We start from the raw sequence: 18949 nt of genomic DNA on the forward strand, positions 1-18949 counted from the left end.
TAAACCCTGTATTGAGTTAAAATAGGCGCCTATGCCTAATTTTTACAACCCAGAAGACATTATCCGTCCGGAAATTCTCGCGTTATCCGCTTATCATGTGCCTCCGGCAACTGGCATGATCAAGCTGGATGCGATGGAAAATCCCTATCCGCTACCGTCTGCGCTCCGCGATGAAATCGCTCAACTGACGCTGAATGCGCCTGTCAATCGTTATCCCGATGCCAGTGCCGCTCCGCTTAAAGCAACGTTACGTCAGGCTCTGGGCATTGCCGATGACATGGATATTCTGCTGGGCAACGGATCGGATGAAATCATTCAGATCATCGCCATGGCGGTCGCCAAACCTGGTGCTCTGCTGATGAGTGTGGAACCAGCATTTGTGATGTTCCGGATGATTGCCACGTTCGCGAATATTCAGTATGCCGGAGTACCACTACAGAAAGATTTCTCGCTGGATCTGGATGCCATGTTAGTGGCGATTGCTCAACATCGGCCGGCGGTGATTTTCCTGGCTTACCCGAATAACCCGACAGGCAATTTATTCGATCCCGCGGCGATTGAACGCATCCTGCAAGCCACTTCGGGCATTGTCGTCGTCGATGAGGCTTATCATGCTTTTGCGGACGCGAGTTTTATCGATAAACTTAGTCAATATCCGAATTTGCTGTTGATGCGAACATTATCTAAATCGGGGTTGGCCGGTTTGCGGCTTGGGCTTCTGATTGGCCGGCCGGAATGGCTGAAACAGCTAGAAAAGGTGCGTCTGCCTTATAATATTGGCATAATGACGCAATTGATCGCCGAAAAGGTATTGCATCACACTGCGGTATTATCCCAGCAAGCCGAAGCCATCAAATCGGAACGCACGAAAATGAACACATTTCTTGGTACAATGCGCGGCGTTGAAGTATATCCGTCCGATGCTAACTTTATTTTGTTTCGTGTCAATGCAGCCAGCCGGATTTTTCAGGCGCTCAAACAACATAATATACTGATCAAAAACCTGGACGGTACTCATCCTTTATTAGAGAATTGCTTGCGTGTGACAGTGGGTACCCCCGATGAAAATTCACAATTTTGCGCGGCATTACGCACCATTCTGAGTGAAACAGTTTAGAATCCTTTCAAATTTCCTTGCATTCATCCAAGATTAATCATCTATGCGCCGGGCACAAGTCATACGAAATACGTTGGAAACCCAGATCAGTGTCAATCTGAATTTGGACGGAACCGGTCAATCCACACTCGAAACCGGTGTGGCGTTTCTCGACCATATGCTCGATCAGATCGCGCGTCATGGCATGATCGATCTTGCCATTGCCGCGAAAGGCGACTTGCATATCGACGCCCATCATACCGTTGAAGATATCGGCATCACTTTGGGCCAAGCATTTGCCAAAGCGGTGGGCGATAAAAAAGGATTGCGCCGCTATGGGCATGCGTACGTGCCATTGGATGAAGCATTATCGCGTGTGGTCATCGATTTATCCGGCCGTCCGGGCTTGGTCTTCAATGTCGCTTTCACGCGCGCGCGTATCGGCGATTTTGATGTCGATCTGTTTCATGAATTCTTCCAGGGCCTTACGAATCATGCCTTGATGACGCTGCATATCGACAATTTATCCGGCAGAAATGCGCATCACCAGGCCGAAACCGTCTTTAAAGCATTCGGGCGTGCCTTGCGCATGGCGATCGAGCACGATCCCGCGGCAGCCGGAATTATTCCATCCACCAAAGGTACTTTGTAAGTCACTTTGCTTCTATACATCACGGTATGACTGATATCGCAATTGTTGATTATGGAATGGGAAATTTACGTTCCGTTCATAAAGCACTTGAACATGTGGCACCAACGGTTTCAACAACGGTCACCAGCGACCCTGACATCGTTCGCAAAGCCAGTCGGGTCGTGGTACCCGGGCAAGGCGCCATGCGTAACTGTATCGATGAGCTGGAAACTCGCGGATTGCGCGAGGCCGTCATTGAGGCCGCTAAGCACAAACCTTTTCTCGGCATCTGTCTGGGTTTGCAAATGCTGTTCGAGGAAAGCGAGGAAGGAAATGTCAAAGGCTTGAACATCCTGCCCGGAAAAGTCGTGCGTTTTCCGGCTTCAGCCATGACAACTGCGGATGGACAGAAGCTGAAAGTACCGCACATGGGCTGGAATCAAGTATATCAGGCGGTCAAACATCCTTTATGGGAAGGCATTGCGGCGGATGCGCGCTTTTATTTCGTGCACAGTTATTATGTCGCAACACCCGATACGGCATTGATCGCTGCACAAAGCCATTATCCTTTCCCATTTACTTGCGCCGTTGCAAAAGATAACATTTTCGCGGTACAGTTCCATCCGGAAAAGAGTCAACTGGCAGGATTAACCCTGTTGAGTAACTTTGCCAAATGGACACCGCACTTCTAAAACCAAAAGTAGTAAACTGACTCTGTTAATCAACTATCAACTCTGATTAAGCTATGCTGATTATTCCTGCAATAGATCTTAAAGATGGACATTGTGTCCGGCTCAAACAAGGGGTTATGGAAGACGCTACGGTGTTTTCCGAGAACCCCGGCGAAATGGCGGCGCACTGGCTGAATCAAGGCGCGCGTAGACTTCATTTGGTCGACTTAAACGGTGCATTTGCCGGAAAACCGAGAAACGAAGCTGCGATCCGTGAAATTGTAGACGCTCTGGGTGACCAGATTCCGATTCAATTGGGCGGCGGCATTCGCGATCTCGACACAATTGAACGTTATCTCGATGATGGCATCACCTACATCATTATCGGTACCGCAGCCATTAAAATACCGGGATTCCTGCAGGATGCCTGCAATGCATTTCCAGGACAGATCATGGTCGGATTGGATGCCAAGGAAGGCAAAGTGGCGGTGGACGGTTGGTCCAAGATCACCGGACATGATGTCATCGATCTGGCGAAAAAATTTGAAAGCTATGGCGTAGAGGCGGTTATCTACACGGATATCGGCAGAGACGGCATGCTGAACGGCATCAACATCCATGCGACCGTTGAACTGGCCAGACAGCTCACCATACCGGTAATCGCCAGCGGTGGCATCACCAACATCAGCGATATCCACAAGCTTTGCGAAATCGAATCGGAAGGCATCATGGGCGCCATTACCGGGCGCGCTATTTATGAAGGTTCGCTGGATTTCAAGGAAGCGCAGGTACTGGCTGACAAGCTCAGCAAAGATAACGGCATCTCCTGATACTGGCCCGCTGACAGTCACTACCGCACACATTATCTCCTTCTCATTTTCACAACCGGCTTTTAAATCTGATGAGCCTCGCTAAACGTATCATTCCATGCCTGGACGTAACCAACGGGCGTGTAGTTAAGGGTGTAAACTTCGTTGAACTGCGCGACGCGGGAGATCCGGTGGAAATCTCGCGCCGCTACGATGAGCAAGGCGCGGACGAACTCACTTTTCTCGACATCACCGCCAGTTCGGATAACCGCGACCTGATTCTGCACATCATTGAAGCTGTAGCAACACAAGTATTCATACCGTTGACCGTTGGCGGCGGTGTCCGCCAGGTCGCGGATGTCCGCCGCTTGCTCAATGCCGGTGCCGACAAAGTCAGTATCAATACCTCGGCCGTTCTGAATCCGCAGCTGGTCGCCGACGCATCCGATCATTACGGTTCGCAATGTATTGTGGTGGCAATCGATGCCAAACAAGTCAATCCACCCGGCGCCACGCCGCGCTGGGAAGTTTTCACCCACGGCGGCCGGAAGGCAACCGGTATCGATGCCATTGAATGGGCCATCAAAATGCAGTCGTTCGGTGCCGGTGAAATTTTACTCACCAGCATGGACAGGGATGGCACACGGAATGGTTTTGATCTCGCTTTGACACGCGCGATATCGGATGCCATCGATATCCCGGTAATCGCCAGCGGCGGCGTTGGCAATCTGGATCATCTGGTCGACGGTATCCTGCAAGGACATGCGGATGCCGTATTGGCCGCCAGTATCTTTCACTATGGCGAATTTACCGTGCAGCAAGCCAAGCAGTATATGGCGCAGCATGGTATTGAAGTGCGGTTATAATGTTAGAATCGCCGGTGAAATTTATAACTGAACGAAAGTACTGCTTATTGTATGCCTCCTGATACTTGGCTTAGCAAAATCAATTGGTCGGAAGATGGATTGATACCGGTCATCGCCCAAGAAGCGGATAGCGGAAAAATCCTCATGGTTGCCTGGATGAATCGCGAAGCGCTCAAGCTGACCGTCGAGAAACGTGAAGCCGTATACTGGTCACGTTCGCGTAAAAAACTGTGGCACAAGGGCGAAGAATCCGGTCACACACAAAAAGTAAAAGAAATTTATTTGGATTGCGATGAAGATGTATTGCTGCTCGTGGTCGAACAAACCGGCGGAATCGCCTGCCATACCGGGCGGCACAGCTGTTTCTTCCAGAAACTGGAAGGTACTGAATGGGTTACCGTAGCCCCCATTATCAAAGATCCGGACGAAATTTACACCCAATGACCGATACCACCATTCTTCGCCGCCTCGCGGAAACCATAGAAGCACGCAAATCAGCCGATGCAAACAGCTCATACGTCGCCAAACTGTTGCATGGCGGACAGGACAAGATACTCAAGAAAATCGCGGAAGAGTCTGCCGAAACCTTGATGGCGTCCAAAGATGGCAATACCGACCAGGTGATTTATGAAACCGCCGATTTATGGTTTCACTGCCTGATATTGCTCGCGCACCACGGACTGACGCCGGACGATGTGCTGCGAGAGCTGGAAAGACGCGAAGGCGTTTCCGGCATCGTAGAAAAAGCTTCTCGAAAATCGGATTAGCCATGGATAACTGTATATTCTGCAAAATCGCACGCAAAGAAATCCCATCCAACAAAGTATACGAAGATGACGATATTCTCGCGTTTCACGATATCAATCCGGCCGCGCCGGTGCATTTCTTGCTGATCCCCAAGCTGCACATCGATTCACTCGCTGACGTGCAAGATAATCATCAGGATTTACTGGGGAAAATGCTATTATTAGCGCCTAAACTGGCGAAAGCGCAAGGCTGCGAAGATGGTTTCCGCACGATCATCAATACCGGGCGGGCAGGCGGACAAGAGGTATTTCATATCCATTTCCACATCATCGGCGGCCGGGAACGTCTGCCTGGGATGATTCACCACGGCTAGGCCAGCACTGTTCCATCTCACAGGAGAAAGTCATGGGTACATTTAGCATCTGGCATTGGATTATCGTGCTGGTCATTGTTGTACTGGTATTCGGCACAAAAAAACTGCGCAACCTCGGTAGCGATCTGGGCGGAGCGTTGAAGGGGTTCAAGGAAGGCATGAAGGAATCGGAAACCGATACAGCTTCAGCCCGCACAAATTCAGCCAATGATAATGTGATTGAAGTGACGGCAAGCAAGGAATCGGGCGCGAATACCTTCAAGGAAAATCATACGCAACCGTCTGCCAGCACAGCCAACGCAGCGCATAGCGCAGCAGCAGACGCCGAAATCAAGGAAAAAGCGCACCCCAGGACTTAGGAAGCTTTTTTTCGCAGGAGAATCCGGTCATGTTCACATCAATCGTCTCATCACTCTGAATCCGGTCTACGCAACAACATGTTTGATATCAGTTTTATGGAGTTGCTGGTTATCTCGATCGTAGCACTGATCGTAATCGGGCCTGAACGCCTGCCCGCCGTGGCGCGCACTGTAGGTCATCTGTATGGGCGCTGCCGCAACTTTGTTTATGCCATCCGAACCGATATCCATAACGAAATACGCATGGAGGAGCTGAAAAAAATGCAGTCCTCGATGCAAGAAACGGTGCAATCGATTGAAGACTCGGTACACGAAGGCGTTGATCGCTTGAAAACCACGATGACCGATGCAAAACCCGAAGACAGCCCGCCTTCCGGCTCGTTGCCGCCACAATCCGGTCAAGAACCGCAAGCAACGATCTCCGGTAACGATGAAACCGCACAGTATGGCTCCGGTCAGGAAAGAAAGTAGCCGTTGGGCGCGGACTACAAGGTGTTTATCGATGCCGATTCAATATAACCAGCGCTACCGCGATCACCATGCTTGAAGGCTCATTCCTGTCGCATTTAGTGGAATTGCGCGTCCGGATGATCCGCATCCTGGCTGTGCTCATGCTTGGATTCCTGCCCTGCGCTTTCTATGCGCGCGAACTGTATACCTTGCTGGCGCAACCGCTGCTGGAGAAACTGCCGCAAGGCGGACAAATGATCGCCACCGATGTCGCGACACCCTTCTTTGTGCCGATGCAGGTTGCGATGATGATGGCTTTTGTCATTACATTGCCGCACACGCTATATCAAATTTGGGCTTTCGTCGCACCCGGGCTTTATTCACATGAAAAACGCCTTGCCCTGCCGCTGGTCTTCGGCAGCAGCCTGCTGTTCTTTTGCGGCATGTCGTTCGCTTACTTTGCCGCATTGCCGCTGGTATTTGAATTCATTACCTATTTTGCACCGGAAGGTGTCGCGGTAATGACCGATATTAGCAAGTACTTAAGCTTTGTTTTATCGATGTTTATCGCTTTCGGGGTCACTTTTGAAGTACCGGTATTTGTCATCATATTGGTCAGAACAGGTGTCATCACCATCGAGAAACTCAAGGAAATACGCCCGTATGTGATTGTCGGCGCATTCATCATCGCCGCCATTTTCACCCCGCCCGATGTGGTTTCGCAGTTTATGCTGGCGGTACCTTTATGCCTTCTGTACGAACTCGGTATCTTCATCGCCGCATTGATGATCAAAAAACAGCAGCAAGAAGATGCAACAGATATAACACCTGCCAAGCAGGATGCTTCAGCACAAAAAGATATACCAGAAAAAACCGACTGACCGGATCTGCACGAGGAATCGATCAGACCCGGCGGAAATCGCTATAATGAAACCAACGCCATTCCTCCCGATCTAAAAAATTCGTTACAGCAATTGACTGCAAGGAGATTCGCGATGTTGAGTAGCCGTTCCGTCTTGAATACCGTAAAACGGCTGATAGGATCAGCCATCCTTTTCAGTGTCTGTGTTCCGGCTGTAGTACTCGCACAATCAACCGCCGCGGAGCAAAATGATCCACAGCAATCCCAGCGCTTGACCACCCAGCCGCCACCGGAAAGCCCCCCTGACGTCAACCGGCCACCCAGAACCATTCATCGTATTGGCACCGCCATTGGCGCACCCCGCAACAGCGTCAGTATCAAAAGCACAGACGCCGGCACCATACCCCGGCAACCCGCGGCATCAGGTTGCATCAATTGCGGTGTCATCAATTTCGTCAATAGAATCGGACAAGGCCCTGGTTTGAATGCCATTGCAGGTGGCGTCGTCGCCGGAACTGTCGCGCGGGAGATCATCCGCCAGAATCCGTATCCGCATGACACGAGCTATCCCGGCACCGTGGATGGCGCTCATGCGAGAAGCACAGCGCAACCGCACGATCAATATCAGGTCGGCATCACCATGAACGATGGCCAGCAAGCCATCATTGCGCTTCCGAATGCGGCCAATTTCCATCAAGGCGATAGAATCCGGTTGGTGGACGGCGTGCTGGTGCCTGATCGCCCATAACAACCACTCCCCGGTATTATTGGATCCTATTTGTGAACTCTCCGCCCCTCAAACACATTGAACTACCCATCGAAGGCATGACCTGTGCCGCCTGTGCCGCGCGCATCGAGAAGAATCTGAACAAATTGCCGGGTGTCGAAGCGGCCGTCAATTTCGCCAACGAAAAAGCTCAGGTGAACTATGACGAGAATCAGGCAAATGCGGATGTGTTGATTAAGGCCATCGAGAAAGCCGGTTTTCACATTGCACCGCGCACGGTACAACTACAACTGCACAAAATGACCTGCGCCGCCTGTGCCGGACACATCGAAAAAGCCTTGAATCAATTGCCCGGTGTCACCGCCACAGTCAATGTAGCAACTGAAACAGCCAGGGTCAGTTTCATGCCGGGCATGATGACTGCCGATCGTTTGATCGAAGCGGTCGTCAATGCGGGATATGACGCCACTGAAATCAGCGAATCCAGTCATGCCGAGGAAAAAGCGCGGCGGCTTGCCGCCTACCAGGCCGAATTGCGGTTATTCTGGATTTCAGCGGCCCTTACCTTACCGCTGGTGCTGCAAATGGGCGCCATGTTCACCGGTCACGACATGGACATGCTGCCGCGCTGGCTGCAATGGCTCTTGGCCACACCGGTGCAATTCTGGATCGGCCGCCGCTTCTATACCGGCGCGTGGCATTCTCTGCGAGGCGGTGGCGCCAATATGGATGTACTGGTGGCCTTGGGCACCAGTATGGCGTATTTCTTCAGCGCTGCGGTCACCGCCTTTGCATTGGATCAGCATGTTTATTTTGAAGCCAGCGCCGCCATCATCACCCTCGTGTTGCTCGGCAAATTGATGGAAGCACGCGCCAAAGGAAAAACTTCCGCGGCGATCGAAGCTTTGATCAGACTGCAACCCAAAACAGCCCGCATCGAACGCAATGGCGAGATTCTCGAAGTACCGGCCAGCAGCCTGCAAGTCAACGATATTTTTATCGTGCGCCCGGGTGAAAATTTGCCGGTCGATGGTGTCGTCGTTGAAGGCTCATCAAACGTCAACGAATCCATGCTGACCGGTGAAAGCTTGCCCGTCAGCAAGCAAGCCGGTGCAAAAGTGTTTGCTGCCACGCTGAATCAACAAGGTTTGCTCAAATGCCGCGCCACCAGCGTGGGTGCGCATACGCAGCTGGCCGCGATTATCCATCTGGTCGAGGAAGCGCAAGGTTCGAAAGCGCCCATTCAACGCATGGCGGATACAATTTCGGGAATTTTCGTTCCGGTCGTCGTGATCATCAGCGTCCTGACGCTGGGGATCACCTGGTGGCTCACGCACGAATTTGTTACCGCACTGATCAACGCCGTTGCCGTACTGGTCATCGCTTGTCCGTGCGCATTGGGACTCGCCACGCCGACCGCCATCATGGTCGGCACCGGACGCGGCGCGCAGGCCGGGGTGCTGGTGAAAAATGCAGCCGCCTTGGAACACGCCGAAAAAATTCAAACGCTGATTGTTGACAAAACCGGCACATTGACGGAAGGTCAACCGGAGGTCACCGATATTGTTCCGGCTGGATCATTGCATGCGCAAGACTTGCTGCTCATTGCGGCTTCCCTGGAACAAGGATCCGAACACCCGCTGGCGCGGGCGGTTCTGGATCGCGCGCAGAAACAACAGCTATCGCTGCACGCCATTGAAGATTTTTCGGCCATTGCCGGCAGCGGTATCACTGCTCGCATGAATGGCATCCAGTACCTGCTCGGTTCGCCCAAATTTTTGACACAGCACGGTGTCGCTGTGGATGAGCAACAAATTACGGCGTTGCAAGCGGAAGGAAAAACCGTTATCGGTGTGGCATCCACAGCTGGCGATATATCTCAGCTGCTCGGCTATCTAGCCATTGCGGATCGCCTGCGGGATACATCCATTAAAGCAATCAAACAACTGCAATCGATGGGTATTGAAGTGATCATGCTGACCGGCGATAACGCAGTGACCGCTGCGGCTATTGCCAAACGTACCGGCATTACGCAATACCGTGCCGAAGTTTTGCCGCAGGATAAAGCGGCTGAAGTGTTAACAATGAAAAACAGCGGACAGTTTACCGCGATGGTGGGTGACGGTATCAACGATGCACCCGCCCTGGCTGCTGCGGATGTCAGTTTCGCCATCGGCGCCGGTTCCGATGTCGCGATTGAAGCGGCCGATATCACTCTAATACGCAATGATCTGATGAGCGTCGCCGATGCCATTTCCTTATCGCGCGCCACGCTCAAGAAAATCCGCCAGAATTTGTTCTTTGCTTTTGTCTACAATATCCTGGGCATCCCGTTGGCGGCAATGGGCATGCTCAATCCGGTCATCGCCGGCGCCGCCATGGCCATGAGCTCGGTATCCGTTGTCAGTAATTCATTGTTATTAAAACGCTGGCAAGCCAATCATTAAAAATAAAATCATTGTTAGGGAGTCGTCGTAATGCAAACCGCCACTATTAAAATAAAAGGCATGACCTGTATGGGCTGTGTCAATAGCATCAAAAATGTCCTCAAGAATGTGCCGGGAATCGCTCAATTGGAAGTTACGCTTGATCCGGCGCAAGCCATCGTTCAATTCAATCCCGAAAACACCAGCCTGAATCAACTCAAAGAAACGATCATTGATGCCGGATTTGACGTCGTGGATTAAAAATAATCAATCAGCATCCTGTTGTGAATTATCAGAGATCTTTCATAAGTATTAGAGTTATAGTAAAATTCTTACTACTGTTATAGTAAAATTCTTACCACTGTTGTAGGGCATTTCCTCTATTTCATATTCTAAATACTTATTGCGTTATCCCAATAACTATAACAAAACGGGATTTTATGAAAGTAGTTATCGAACCGATACGGTTTGATTCAATGGCTCCCGCTATAAACGGAACGGCGAGTATTGATGGCCCCGCCATCGTACCGGTCCTAGGCCTATTGAACGCAAACAATACGTCCAGCTACATTGAGAATTCTGGATGTATCCCGCAAATAACGCCGGAACATTCCCGCTATCCCATCCAGTCACGGCGAATACGGCCATGACACACAAACAAGTCATCAATGATGCAGCACAAAAGATTCTGTCTTTCGTCGATCTGATTATTATTGTCACTGACGAAGAAGGCATCATTCTCGAAGCTAATCACAGTGCTTGCGAATTATTTTGCTATACCGCGGAAGAATTAACCGGCATGCCGGTACATTTCCTGTTGCCGCCGCGTTACCGCGAGCGGCATGTTGATGCACTGAGACAATTTGTCCTCGGCGGCGAAACACAGCGCCGCATGGGTCAACGCGATTCAGTCATCGGCTATCGCAAGGATGGCACGCTGATTGAGCTCGATGCGGGAATCGCCAAATTCCATAGCGGCGGCCAATGGATATTGGTGGTCAGCATGACCGATATCACACAGCGTAAGCACCAAGTGCAGGAATTAATCCGGCAGTCGACACACGACGCATTGACCGGTTTACCCAACCGCAAATTGATTCATGAACGGCTGAATAACGCACTGCAGCGTTCCCTGCGAAAAAAACTGAATGTCGCGTTACTGTTTATTGATCTGGATGGTTTCAAGCTGATTAATGATACCTACGGTCACATAACCGGCGACGAGGTATTAAAAATAATCGCTGATCGTCTGCTGATTCAAATCCGCCCTGACGATACCGTGGGCAGACTATCCGGCGATGAGTTCATCGTATTATGCGAGCAAGTTGAAAAACCGGAGTTAATTGCAAATTTAGCAACGCGCATTAATGATGCTTTGAAGGAAAACATCACCTGCCAGGATATGAGTCTATCGGTAACGGCAAGTATCGGCATTATTATCGGTCATGGCCAGCAGTACTCAGCGGACGAAATGATGCGCTCGGCAGACACGGCCATGTACGAGATGAAACAAAAAGGCAGGGGTGGATGGCAATTCTTTAATGATCAGCTACAGAAACAAGCGCATCAGAAAAATTCAATCGGCCAAGGATTGCGGCGAGCACTAGAACACAACGAGCTTACGGCAGTTTATCAGCCGATCATTACACCAGATACCGAGCAAATCGTCGGCGCAGAATTACTGCTGCGCTGGAATTTGAATGGAAAATCCATATCGCCGGAAATCTTCATTCCGGTTGCGGAAATGACCGGAATGGTTTTTTCCATCGGTGACTGGGTTTTTCGAGAAGGTTGCAAAGCGCAGGCGGATTGGCAACGGCGTTGGGGGGATCAAGCACCCTACGTATCCATCAATTTATCAGCCCGGCAGCTCAACCATAAGCAATTACTCAATAATTTTTCGGCAATCCTGCAAGAAACAGGCGCCAATCCGGCTAAGATTGTGGTTGAGTTAACAGAGGCTGCGCTAATGCCGGATGTTGAATCGAATCTAGCAGTCTTTCATCGGCTGGCAGATCTCGGTTTACAAATTGCCATTGATGAATTTGGCACCGGCTATTCTTCGTTAGCGCAATTGATTCAGTTACCCATCAACTTATTAAAAATCAGCAAGTCGTTCGTTGACGATTTGGAAAGCCAGCATGAAAAACAAGTGCTGATTCGCACAGTTATCGGATTGGGGCATTCTTTAGGATTAAAACTGATTGTGGAAGGTGTTGAAACCGAAGCTCAACTAGCGGAGCTGAAACAGTATGGCTGCGATTTTATACAGGGTTATTTCTTCTATCTACCCATGCATGAGCAGGACTTCATTCGAGCAATGAACCATCAAGCTTCCAAAGGGGTAAAGATCTGACAGTATGAATTCAGACTGAGGAAGTCTATATAATCAATCGCTGGTGCGGGGTAGCAATCTTACACAGATCGCTACAACATATACTCATCTCATTGCCTAGAATAAATAATACCCATCTACCGGATTCTCCGTCAGATGGGTATTTTTTTGGGAATAATTGACTGACTCTGTCCTATCTATCACTTACTGTGATGGAATAAGTTTTTTAGTAAAACTTAAACCTCAAAAGGACATTAGTGAGTATTTCAGCCTAGAATACGCCGTAAATGATTGCCCCGATAACGAGGAAAACAGCTGTTGAAATGAAGAATAATCTTAAAACTTGCGCATCTGTTTCTCTTCTGTTGATTTCGGCCATAACAATCTCCTTTGATTAAGAATTAAAACCGATCAGTGACCGGTCCCTCCGTATACGATTACAAAACTTTATAACCGTTTCACTTTATCTCTGTTCCTTAGATTCACTGTGACAGCAATCCTTTCTTTATAGAACCGAGTACACTATTCGCAATCATCTTGCACCATTAAGATCACTGCGTGGGCAAATTCTAACTCACATTTAACAACATTGAAAGTATTGAAATTGAGTATGCTCTATTTTTACTATAAAAATCCATGCAATCCGGCAAAATATCCCGCGCGCTATCGGCTGATTCGCCTTGTGTTTTCAGGCTATTTCCATTCATTGGAGCAATATTTTCCGGGATAAAAATCATTTTCATAATGCCAAAGGTTTCACGTAGCCGGTTAGCTCAAGATAGCCCTTTCCGGCGGGCTGATTGTCCTTGGTCAGCGTTACCGCGCCTTCCCAGTAAACCGAACCGGTGGATTGACGCGAATCCAGTTCCTGATCATCCAACAAAGGCGTAAGCCTCCATTCGATCTCGCCGGTGCGGATGTGCATTGCAACCGGATAAACCGCCTCCGTATGCGGCGATTGCCAAGTGCGAACCGGGGTGAATTCCACCTGCTCCGGTTCAAACAACCGCATATTACCGGAAGGATCGCGCAGTGCCGCGTATGCCCACACCTTGCCCCCGCCTTTGCGGCGTATCTGGAATGCCATCAATGCCGAACCATCGTCCAGATTTGCGCCCGTCCAATCCCAGCCATCCGCTTCGGGATCCAGATAAGCGGTCGACCACTCGTGATCCAGCCAGGCGCGGCCGCTCACCGCAACCGGCTTGTTATCCCGGAAGACCGTGCCGGTCACGCTTAAATGCGGTTCGCTGTAATAATAGCTCGCTTGCTCCGGTTTCGGGCCCTTACGCGAGAAACCGTTTTGATCTTGCAGCATCGCCATTTGTGTTGGGGTCAGTGCTAAGCGCAAACCGATATCGCTGCCTTGCATTTCCACCTGATAATGCCCATCTTCCTCGCGTACCAGCGTCCAATCGTCCAGTCTCACATCGGTATTGCCTTCTTTGGCATAAGCCAGATTGAAACCTTCCCGCAACGACTTTTCTTCGTGCATCAGCTTACCTGCGGCGGGATCGGATAACGCCAAGTGCGCGATGATCAGATACTTCGCCGCGAACTGGCTGGGATTATCGTGATTCTGATCGGTTGCATAACGGAAAAAAGTAACCTGGAACCCCAATGGCTTCTTATCTTCAGTCTCCAGCCAGCCGGTGATGTACCACCATTCGATGCGAAAATCCTGGTGCGCGCCGTAATCCTGCGGAAAAATAAGTTTATAACCGGGTGTGACCGGCTTTAACCGGTCCGATTCAGCCAGCGCTGCTGTTCCCAGCAGACCGAGAAACAGCAGCACCAAGGCGATCACAGCGCTTGCACCGCTCCAGTTGTTTTGCTTCATTACCAATCCTCCCGCACCGCACGTATCACTTCACCGGAAACCGCCCGCCGCCCGGCCAGCAATGCCGTCAATGCCGCTGCAACCAGCATGATCACGGCAATCAGCGCGAGCCAATTCCATGGCAGATGCAGCTGCATGGTCCAATGGAACGATTGCGGATTGACGATAAAAACCAGAATCAGGCTGATGCTCCACCCCAATAGAAAACCCAGCACCATGCCAAGCGCGGTCAATAAACTGCCTTCCGCCGCCAACATCACCAGAATCTGCCGGCGCATCACGCCGATATGCCGCAGCATGCCGAATTCCTTGACACGCGCCAATGTCTGTGCGGAAAAACTCGCCGCCACGCCAAGCAAACCGATCACCACCGCGACCAGTTCCAGCAAATACGTCACCGCAAAACTGCGGTCAAAAATTTCCAGGCTTAACGCGCGCATATCGCTCGATCTCGATATCTCCAGCGCGGCACCGAACGGCAGTTGGCGCAATCCGGCAGTAGCCGCATCTGGGCTTGCTCCCGGATGCAACCATAGGGCCACGGTATTGACACCCAAATCGCCGGTTAATGCTTGATAATCCGCCAATTGCATCTGAATTGCGCCAAATTGACGGCCATAGTCGCGCCATACTCCGGCAACCAAAAATTCGCTGGACGCCGCGCCGATCGGCAACGTTACTTTCTCCCCTACCCGGTAACCGTATAGGTCGACCATCGCTTCCGATACCCAGACCGGCATGACATTTTCCGGCAACGCTTCCGAAGCGATCATGTCGTCCGTCAATGGCAGCGTATTGCGCGCATCCGCTTTATCGACAGGACGGGCGAACAGGGTGATTTCCGGCCGGTTGACATCGAGCGTCAGTTGCTGGGTACGGAAAAAATCCACCCGGTCGAAACCGGGTAACCCGGCAATCGCCTTTTGCGCATCGGTTTGCAGATCGCCGCTGGCCGCGGCGCGCACATATAAATCGGCCGGTAGCACGCGCCCCAGCCAGTTATCGATCGAGATACGGAAACTCGTCACCATGATCGCCATCGCGACCATCAGGCTGAAACTCGCCAATATGCCGCCCAATGCGATAGCGGCCTGATTCGGCGCATTCGCCAAGCGCGCCAATGCCAGCGTAGACACGGCGCCGCTCCGGTGGCGCTGCCATCTGGCCAGCACTGCTGAAAAGAACCCTGCAGTCAAACGCGGCATTAACGCAATGCCGCCGATCAGCAGTAATACAATGGCCAGATAACCGAAAATGGGCAGCTCGAAAACCGGTGGCAATTGTGTAAACAATGCCGCAACCGACAAACAAATCAGCGCAAACCACGGCGGGGATAATTTCGCCATTGCCGTATCTTCACTGCCGGAGCGTAATGCCAATGCCGGTTTGGCCCGTGCCGCTTCCAATGCCGGGATGATGCTTCCCAGCATCGTCACGCTCAAGCCCACTGCAAAAAATATCCCGGCATCCCAGGTATCGAAATGAATGCCCGGTTTGACACCCGGAAAGAAATTAGTGCCCAAATCGCCGCCCAGCAAACGGATCGCCAGCACCGCAACCGCATAACCCAGCGCCAATCCCAGCAACGAACCGCTCACCCCCAGAATCCCGCCTTCGGTCATGATCTGCCGCAGCAATTGCTGCCGCGTGAAACCCAGCACGCGCAGCAACGCGAATTGCTGGCGCCGCCGGATGACCGACAATGCTTGCGTGGAAAAAACCAGGAAGGTGCCGGTAAACAGCGCCACCAGCGCCAGCATATTCAAATTGATGCGGTAGGCGCGCGACATATTGGCAATGCGCTTTTCCTGATCGGCCACCTCGGTCACCCAATACGCTTCGCCCAATTCTTCCGCCAGTTTGGCTTTAAACGCCGCGTGATTGACGCCATCGCGCAGTTTCAGTTCGATGCGCGACAACACGCCAAGCTGCTGAAAGCGCCATTGCGCCGCGCCGATATCCATCACCGCGATACGCTGCCCCGCTCTTGCGCGCACCAAACCGCCCGCCACACGCAACGTAACGGCTTGCAATCCGGCGTTCAATTGCAGCGCATCGCCTTGTTCAACCTGCAACCATTCCATTGCCGCAGGTGAAAGAAAAATCGCATCGTCCGCCAACCGGTCCAGCGTTTTCCCCTCTTCAACCAATCCGAGCAGATCGGGTGAAATCCGCATCGCCCGGAACATGTCGATGCCGATGATTTTCAGTTTGTGATCGTTTCTGTTTTGCTGCTTACCGGGGATCGCCACATCGAATTCCAGCACCGGATTCGCTACTGCGACACCGTCATGCTGCGCCAGCAAGGGGTATAACGCTTCGTCAAAGAACGCCTTGCGCCCGCGCACCTGCAAATCCGATTGCCCCGACAAGCTTTTACTCGCCGCGGAAAATTCATTGAACGCTGCGGTATTGATCAGATGAATGGAAAACGCCATGGCCACGCCGATCGCGATGGCGATCAGCGCCACGATCATTTGCACCCAATGCGCGCGCCACTCACCGAACAATAGCCAGCGCGATAACGTCGCCGTGTTCATGCGCGCTCGCCGGGTTTGGCCGGATGCAAACCATCCTTGGTCAAATTCAGCACCCGGTCCGCTGTCGCAGCGGCGGCATGCGAATGCGTCACGAGAATGCCGGTAGCGCCATTGGCTTTGATTTCGGTGCGCATCAACTGAAGAATCTCATGCGCCGTATCGGGATCGAGGTTACCGGTCGGTTCGTCCGCCAGCACTAATTTGGGCCGATGCACCAGCGCCCGTGCAATCGCCACGCGTTGCAGTTCGCCGCCGGACAACTGGCGCGAAAAATGATGCCCGCGATCGTGCAATCCCACATCTCTCAGCATCTGTGCCACGCGCTCCGTTGGCGCGCCATTCAGCAATAGCGGCAAGGCAACATTCTGCGACACGGTGAGGTGCGGCAGCACATGAAACGCCTGAAAAATAAAACCGAACTGCTCGCGCCGCAATCGCGTCGCCGCATCGTCATCCAGCGATGAAATCGCCACGCCGTTAATACGGATCTCGCCCGAATCCGGCGTATCCAACCCGGCGACCAGATTCAGCAAGGTCGACTTACCCACGCCCGACTCGCCCATGATCGCGACATACTCGCCCGCTTCCAGCGTATAGCTTAAACCGGTCAGCACTTTCCGCCCTTCGGCGTATGCTTTGTTGACATTCATTAACTCAAGCATTCGCACCGCCACCACACAAAATTTTCATCAAACCCTCGCAACATAAAAATGGCACAATGCTTCAATCAGCACGCCAATCTGTGCTTAAATGTATCACGTACGAAAAATTATTTTTGATAAATACCAAAGGAGAATCTCATGGCCCGAGCCAGCGCACGTCATATTCTGGTAAAAACCGAAGAACAATGTAACAACCTGAAAAGCGAAATCGAAAACGGCGCCAGCTTCGCCGAAATCGCACAGCAACATTCACTCTGTCCATCCGGCAAGCAAGGCGGTGATTTAGGTGAATTTGGCCGCGGACAAATGGTGAAGGAATTCGATACCGTCGTGTTCAGCGCACCGGTCGGTGAAGTACAAGGCCCGGTTAAAACACAGTTTGGCTATCATTTGGTGGAAGTTACAGAAAGAAAAGATTAAATCATTATTTTTACAATATCATTAGAAATAGAAAAATTGATTTTGTGTAACCCTTTAATCCTCCCAATGATAGAAACCTCCTATTACGTCTACGCTTTAAAAGATCCGCGTTCTTCACCAGCCAAGCCTTTTTACATTGGGAAAGGAACTGGTGTAAGAGCCTATGATCACCTGATAAAACCCGATAATTCCCGGAAAGGTAAATTAATCCAAGAGATTATGGACCAAGGCGCTCAGGTTCTTGTTACGATATTGGTTGATTCAGTCAGTGAAGCGCAATCAATTAAGCTTGAAGCTGAGTTGATATCCGCATTTGGCACAATTGATACAGGTGGTTTTCTTACAAATGTAATCATTCCTTCCGGGTTATCTGGAAAAGTGAGATCTTCTATCGTTGTACCTCACGGCGCACAAGAAAAAGCTCAAATCGGACTCTCATTATTAAAAGATGCGGTTCTCGAATTTGCTAAAGCGAACCCATCAGGAATCTCAAATTCTGATGCTGCAAGTCTTTTAGGCCTAAAGAGTGATTATGGTGGTGGTTCGAAGGATTATCTCTCATATAGTATTATTGGTTTACTTATGCGCGAGGGAAAACTCGCAAGAGAAGGAAACTCACGGAAACATGTCGCTAAAGTACAATAAATGATCAAAGGCATTGACATAAATGTACAAAGCCGAGCAAGACAAATCCTGATCCACGGACTGGCATTGGTATTAGTGGGTATCATCTGGGGGTTGGTGATACCGCACACGCCCTTCCCTCGTCTGGCATTGAGCGCGCACATTCAAGCGGTGCTGAACGGCATGCTGTTCATCTTGATGGCGATACTGCTTCTTACGCTGCCGCATAAGGTCAGCGCACGCTCGGCTTTGGTCATGCTGATTGCCGCTTGTTTAACGTGGCTCACCGTCATTTCAGAAATCGCCAATGCCTGGTGGGGTACTGCGGAATCGCTGGCAATCGCGGCGCAGCAGGCTGGTGCAAGCGGCGGTGCTATGTGGCAGGAGCAGTTTGTGAAACTGACGCATATCCCGGCCATTATCGGGTTAATTGTTGCCTGGATACTGCTCATTGCCGGATTTGTGCAAAAACCCGATTCTCAAGATTAACCCATCCAACTTATAGCAATTA

Annotated in this window: 20 protein-coding genes and 1 pseudogene; 18 read left to right on the forward strand and 3 right to left on the reverse strand. The window is 51.1% G+C overall.

Features of this window, described 5'->3' with window-relative positions; translation table 11 throughout:
* Window positions 1-31 precede the first annotated feature (31 nt).
* From hisC to R2103_RS09310, 15 genes and pseudogenes are all read left to right on the forward strand, one after another.
* Window positions 32-1117 (forward strand): histidinol-phosphate transaminase, encoded by a 1086-nt coding sequence (gene hisC, locus R2103_RS09240; protein WP_317531150.1) that lies wholly within the window; start codon window positions 32-34, stop codon window positions 1115-1117.
* 43 nt (window positions 1118-1160) lie between these two features.
* Window positions 1161-1748, forward strand: coding sequence for an imidazoleglycerol-phosphate dehydratase HisB (hisB, locus tag R2103_RS09245; protein ID WP_317531151.1), 588 nt, complete (start codon window positions 1161-1163; stop codon window positions 1746-1748).
* 26 nt (window positions 1749-1774) lie between these two features.
* Window positions 1775-2419, forward strand: a complete 645-nt coding sequence (gene hisH / locus R2103_RS09250; protein ID WP_317531152.1) for an imidazole glycerol phosphate synthase subunit HisH — start codon at window positions 1775-1777, stop codon at window positions 2417-2419.
* Between the two features lie 53 nt (window positions 2420-2472).
* Window positions 2473-3228, forward strand: coding sequence for a 1-(5-phosphoribosyl)-5-[(5-phosphoribosylamino)methylideneamino]imidazole-4-carboxamide isomerase (gene hisA, locus R2103_RS09255; RefSeq protein ID WP_317531153.1), 756 nt, complete (start codon window positions 2473-2475; stop codon window positions 3226-3228).
* A gap of 71 nt (window positions 3229-3299) precedes the next feature.
* Complete coding sequence (hisF, locus tag R2103_RS09260) at window positions 3300-4073, forward strand: imidazole glycerol phosphate synthase subunit HisF (RefSeq protein ID WP_317531154.1); 774 nt, start codon at window positions 3300-3302, stop codon at window positions 4071-4073.
* A gap of 51 nt (window positions 4074-4124) precedes the next feature.
* A complete protein-coding gene (gene hisI / locus R2103_RS09265) occupies window positions 4125-4517 on the forward strand; it encodes a phosphoribosyl-AMP cyclohydrolase (RefSeq protein WP_132427850.1) in 393 nt (130 codons plus the stop codon).
* Window positions 4514-4840, forward strand: coding sequence for a phosphoribosyl-ATP diphosphatase (locus R2103_RS09270; protein WP_317531155.1), 327 nt, complete (start codon window positions 4514-4516; stop codon window positions 4838-4840). Before hisI ends, R2103_RS09270 begins: the two co-directional genes overlap by 4 nt.
* A gap of 2 nt (window positions 4841-4842) precedes the next feature.
* A complete protein-coding gene (locus R2103_RS09275) occupies window positions 4843-5193 on the forward strand; it encodes a histidine triad nucleotide-binding protein (protein ID WP_132427854.1) in 351 nt (116 codons plus the stop codon).
* Between the two features lie 32 nt (window positions 5194-5225).
* Window positions 5226-5375, forward strand: a pseudogene (gene tatA / locus R2103_RS14385) (Sec-independent protein translocase subunit TatA); the annotation flags it as partial.
* 255 nt (window positions 5376-5630) lie between these two features.
* Window positions 5631-6023 (forward strand): Sec-independent protein translocase protein TatB, encoded by a 393-nt coding sequence (gene tatB / locus R2103_RS09285; RefSeq protein ID WP_317531157.1) that lies wholly within the window; start codon window positions 5631-5633, stop codon window positions 6021-6023.
* A 68-nt stretch (window positions 6024-6091) separates the two neighbouring features.
* A complete protein-coding gene (gene tatC / locus R2103_RS09290; protein ID WP_317531158.1) occupies window positions 6092-6883 on the forward strand; it encodes a twin-arginine translocase subunit TatC in 792 nt (263 codons plus the stop codon).
* A gap of 114 nt (window positions 6884-6997) precedes the next feature.
* Window positions 6998-7612, forward strand: a complete 615-nt coding sequence (locus R2103_RS09295) for a hypothetical protein (RefSeq protein WP_317531159.1) — start codon at window positions 6998-7000, stop codon at window positions 7610-7612.
* 32 nt (window positions 7613-7644) lie between these two features.
* Window positions 7645-10038 (forward strand): heavy metal translocating P-type ATPase, encoded by a 2394-nt coding sequence (locus R2103_RS09300; RefSeq protein ID WP_317531160.1) that lies wholly within the window; start codon window positions 7645-7647, stop codon window positions 10036-10038.
* A 30-nt stretch (window positions 10039-10068) separates the two neighbouring features.
* Window positions 10069-10278: a heavy-metal-associated domain-containing protein gene (locus R2103_RS09305; RefSeq protein ID WP_317531161.1), complete on the forward strand. Its 210-nt coding sequence runs from the start codon at window positions 10069-10071 to the stop codon at window positions 10276-10278.
* A gap of 322 nt (window positions 10279-10600) precedes the next feature.
* Window positions 10601-12373 carry a putative bifunctional diguanylate cyclase/phosphodiesterase gene (locus R2103_RS09310; RefSeq protein WP_317531162.1) on the forward strand — a complete coding sequence of 591 codons (1773 nt, stop codon included), beginning with the start codon at window positions 10601-10603 and terminating at the stop codon, window positions 12371-12373.
* 718 nt (window positions 12374-13091) lie between these two features.
* Here R2103_RS09310 and R2103_RS09315 read toward each other — a convergent pair.
* The 3 genes from R2103_RS09315 to R2103_RS09325 are packed head-to-tail and all read right to left on the reverse strand — an operon-like array spanning window position 13092 to window position 17394.
* Window positions 13092-14192 carry a carotenoid 1,2-hydratase gene (locus R2103_RS09315; protein ID WP_317531163.1) on the reverse strand — a complete coding sequence of 367 codons (1101 nt, stop codon included), beginning with the start codon at window positions 14190-14192 and terminating at the stop codon, window positions 13092-13094.
* Window positions 14192-16732 carry an FtsX-like permease family protein gene (locus R2103_RS09320; protein WP_317531164.1) on the reverse strand — a complete coding sequence of 847 codons (2541 nt, stop codon included), beginning with the start codon at window positions 16730-16732 and terminating at the stop codon, window positions 14192-14194. Before R2103_RS09320 ends, R2103_RS09315 begins: the two co-directional genes overlap by 1 nt.
* Window positions 16729-17394 carry an ABC transporter ATP-binding protein gene (locus R2103_RS09325; RefSeq protein WP_317531165.1) on the reverse strand — a complete coding sequence of 222 codons (666 nt, stop codon included), beginning with the start codon at window positions 17392-17394 and terminating at the stop codon, window positions 16729-16731. Before R2103_RS09325 ends, R2103_RS09320 begins: the two co-directional genes overlap by 4 nt.
* A 138-nt stretch (window positions 17395-17532) precedes the next feature.
* On the opposite strand from R2103_RS09325, the gene R2103_RS09330 reads away from it, so the two are divergent.
* From R2103_RS09330 to R2103_RS09340, 3 genes are all read left to right on the forward strand, one after another.
* Window positions 17533-17814, forward strand: coding sequence for a peptidylprolyl isomerase (locus R2103_RS09330; RefSeq protein ID WP_317531166.1), 282 nt, complete (start codon window positions 17533-17535; stop codon window positions 17812-17814).
* Between the two features lie 66 nt (window positions 17815-17880).
* The gene (locus tag R2103_RS09335; RefSeq protein ID WP_317531167.1) at window positions 17881-18459 is read left to right on the forward strand and encodes a GIY-YIG nuclease family protein; all 579 of its coding nucleotides are present in this window, start codon (window positions 17881-17883) and stop codon (window positions 18457-18459) included.
* The gene (locus R2103_RS09340) at window positions 18460-18927 is read left to right on the forward strand and encodes a hypothetical protein (protein WP_317531168.1); all 468 of its coding nucleotides are present in this window, start codon (window positions 18460-18462) and stop codon (window positions 18925-18927) included.
* The last annotated feature ends 22 nt before the right edge of the window (window positions 18928-18949 follow it).

Origin of the sequence: Nitrosomonas sp. Is24 (genome assembly GCF_033063335.1) — a bacterium.
GTDB lineage: Bacteria > Pseudomonadota > Gammaproteobacteria > Burkholderiales > Nitrosomonadaceae > Nitrosomonas.